At 70.5% G+C, this 3,227-nt stretch carries 4 protein-coding genes; all 4 read right to left on the reverse strand.

Annotated elements, in window-relative coordinates; genetic code table 11:
- A partial coding sequence (locus NQ160_RS21170; protein WP_374113696.1) for an ATP-binding cassette domain-containing protein occupies positions 1 to 189 on the reverse strand: 189 nt, incomplete at its 3' end.
- Positions 186 to 1,130 (reverse strand): ABC transporter permease, encoded by a 945-nt coding sequence (locus tag NQ160_RS21175; protein ID WP_257517048.1) that lies wholly within the window; start codon positions 1,128 to 1,130, stop codon positions 186 to 188. The genes NQ160_RS21170 and NQ160_RS21175, both read right to left, overlap by 4 nt.
- The gene (locus tag NQ160_RS21180; RefSeq protein WP_257517049.1) at positions 1,127 to 2,191 is read right to left on the reverse strand and encodes an ABC transporter permease; all 1,065 of its coding nucleotides are present in this window, start codon (positions 2,189 to 2,191) and stop codon (positions 1,127 to 1,129) included. The genes NQ160_RS21175 and NQ160_RS21180 overlap by 4 nt, the downstream gene beginning before the upstream one ends.
- Position 2,192: 1 nt before the next feature.
- The coding region (locus tag NQ160_RS21185) for an ABC transporter substrate-binding protein (protein WP_257517050.1) at positions 2,193 to 3,227 on the reverse strand (1,035 nt) is incomplete at its 5' end.

Genomic DNA, 3,227 nt, shown 5'->3' on the forward strand with positions numbered 1-3,227 from the left:
CGCTGTGCCCCCGGCCGGCAGCAGGCCGAGAACCGCCATCGCGGTCATGCTCTTGCCCGACCCCGATTCGCCGGCCAGCCCCTGCACCGCGCCGGGGCGCAGCGCCAGGTCGATGCCGCACACGACCTCGCTACGGGCGCCACGAGGCCCCAGTTCGACGCGGAGGTCGCTGATTGTGAGGGCGTTCACCGCGCATCCTCCCTCGGGGCGGATGCCGGGCCGCCGGCCGTGACCGTGCCCGTGACGGCAGCCGCGGCGGCCTCGGCCGGCCGCTCCCGAGCGGCCAGCGGGTCGAGGGCGTCGCGCAGCGAGTCGCCGATGAAGTTGAACGCCATGACGACGGTGAGGATCGCGAGACCCGGGAACACCCCCAGCCACCAGGCGTCGATGTGCTGCATGGCGGCGGAGATCATCGCGCCCCACTCGGGCGTGGGCGGCTGCGCGCCCAGGCCGAGGAACGACAGGCCGGACAGCAGCAGGATCGCCGTGCCGATGTCGAGAGCGGCGAGCACGAGCACCGGTCCGCCCACGTTGGGAAGGATGTCCACGCGCAGCGACCGCAGCGGCGAGAATCCGAGCAGCCTGCCGGCGATGACGTAGTTCTGGTGGCGCAGACTCAGCACCAGCGAGCGGGTGATGCGGGCGTACTGGGGCCAGGCGACGATGATGCCGGCGATCACCGCGTTCATGATCGAGGGGCCGAGCGCGGCGGCGATCACCATGGCCAGGATCACGGTGGGAAAGGCCATCACCATGTCGGTGATGCGCATGAGCACCTCGTCGACCCAGCCGCCGATGTAGCCCGCGACGGCGCCGACGACCGTGCCGATGAGCATGGCGCACACGACGAGCACGAGGGCGAGCGGGATGGTCGTCTGCGCACCCGCCAGCAGGCGGGAGAAGACGTCGCGACCATTGGCATCCGTCCCCATGAGCGCCTCGGCGCTGGGAGCCTGCAGGCGCGGCAGCTGCTGCGCGAGCGGGTCGTGCGGCGTGATCCACGGTGCGAGGATCGCCACGACCACCCACCCGGCGGCGATGACGACGCCGACGACGGCCAGCGGAGAGCGCCACGCGGCGGGAAGACGGCGGCGCCGAGGGGCGACGCGGGCGGGTAGCAGCAGATTCATGACAGCCTCACCCGGGGGTCCAGCGCGCCGTACAGGATGTCGATCACGAGATTGATGACGAGGTAGATGACGCCGACGACGAGCCCCACGCCGGTGACGGCGAGCAGGTCCAGACCCTTGGCGGCGTTGTAGGCATAGGTGCCGAGACCCGGCCAGGCGAAGACAGCCTCGACGAGCACGGTGCCCGACAGCAGTGTGCCGAACGCGATGCCGACCATGGTGAGGATCGGCAGCGCCGCTCCCCGCAGCACATAGCCGAAGACGACGCGCGGTCCGCTCAGTCCCTTGGCGCGCGCGGCGCGGGCGTAGTCGGCATCGAGCACTTCGAGCACCGAGGTGCGGATGAAGCGGGTCAGGAGGGCGATCGTGAACAGGCTCAGCACGAACACGGGCAGAGCCAGGTGGCTGACGGCGTCGAAGAACCCGACCGAGTCACCGTTGAGCAGGAAGTCGATCGTGTGGAAGCCCGTGACGCGCGGCGGCGGCGTGATGGTCGGCGACAGTCGTCCCGATCCGCGCACCCAACCGAGCTCGAGGAAGAAGAAGTTGTACGCCAGGATCGCCATCCAGAACGTCGGGATGCTGAGCCCGACGAGCGAGACCACCCGCACCACCTGATCGGTGGCCTTGCCGCGACGGTACGCGGCGAGCGTGCCCAGCACGATCGCGACGGCGAGGCTCAGGATGATCGCGTAGAACGCGACCTCGCCCGTGGCGGGGACGGCCTTGGCCAGGTCGTCGACCACCGCACGGCCCGTCGTGATCGACGTGCCGAGGTCGCCCTGCAGCAGGTTGCCGAGGTAGAGCACGAAGCGCTCAGGCACCGACTTGTCCAGCCCGTACTTCTCCTCGTACGCGGCGACGGTCGCCGGGTTCGACGAAGCCCCCTCGCCCAGCGCAGCGCGCACCGGGTCCCCGGGCACCAGGACGGTCAGCAGGAAGGTCACCAGCACGACGCCCAGGAGCAGGATGACGGAGGTGCCCGCCCGCCGCACCAGGTACCGGGCCAGCGTGTGCCGGCCGGCTCCCGTGCGACGAGCGGGCGTGGTGGACGTCGTCACGTCACTGCGTGGGGGAAAGCGCGGTGAGGTCGAGCGTCCACGTCGGGTTGTACGTCAGTCCGCTCACGGTGTCGTCGGAGGCGATGTTGTTGCCGGGGACGATGAGCGGCACGAACGGACCAGACTCCTGCATGGCGGCGGCATAGGCGCCGAACGCCTCGGTGCGCTCCTCGACCGACGTCGCGTTGCGCGCTGCGGCGACGAGGGCGGCGATGTCGGCGGATGCCGCGGCATCCCATCCCGCGCGGAGCCCCACCTTCTCGCCCGGGCCGAAAGGCAGGAACGACGAGGAGTCGGCGTAGTCGGGTCCCCAGTACCACATCGAGAACGCCTCAGTGCCGTTGACGTACGGGTCGATCTCGGTCGCGAACGGCGCGGGAGCGAGCTCCACGTTGATGCCGGCGGCCTTCAGCTGGTCCTGCACGCGCTCGGCCACGGGCGTGAACTCCACGCCCCCGACCGGGTTGTCGTTCGGGAACTGCAGCTTGACCGTCTCGCCCGCGTAGCCGGACTCGGCCAGCGCGGCCTGTGCGCGGTCGAGGTCCTGGCCGGCGCCGTCGGCGAGCGCGCCGGCGAACATGGGCGGGATGACGCCGGTGGCCTGCTCGGCACCCACGCCGGCGAGCTCGAGGATCTTGTCGTAGTCGAGGGCGTAGCGCACGGCTTCGGCGAACTTCGGGCTCGCCGTGGCGGGGCCGACCTCGGGGTTCTGGTTGATCAGCAGGAAGATCGTCTCGGCCGACGGTACCGAGTCGACGGTGAACCCGTCGCCGAGGCCCTCGACCTGGTCGCCGTTCAGGTCGACCGCGATGTTCGAGTCGCCGCCCTTGAGGTTGATCAGCTGGGTGGCGCTCTCGGTGACGTTGCGCACCACGATCTTGTCGTACGCAGCGGGAGTGGGCCCGTTGTACTCGGGGTTCTCCACCAGGACGACCTGGGTGGTGAGGTCCAACGAGTCCAGCAGGTACGGTCCGGAACCGGCCGATGCGCCGTCGAGGAACGTCTGCGCGGCGTCGGTGGTGTCGGTGGCGCCGCC

The sequence above is a fragment of the Microbacterium sp. zg.Y909 genome (assembly GCF_024626565.1).

What these genes read in the sequence shown, in the direction of transcription:
- NQ160_RS21175 (WP_257517048.1), bottom strand. Translation starts at nt 1,130, where the DNA reads ATGAATCTGCTGCTACCCGCCCGCGTCGCCCCTCGGCGCCGCCGTCTT.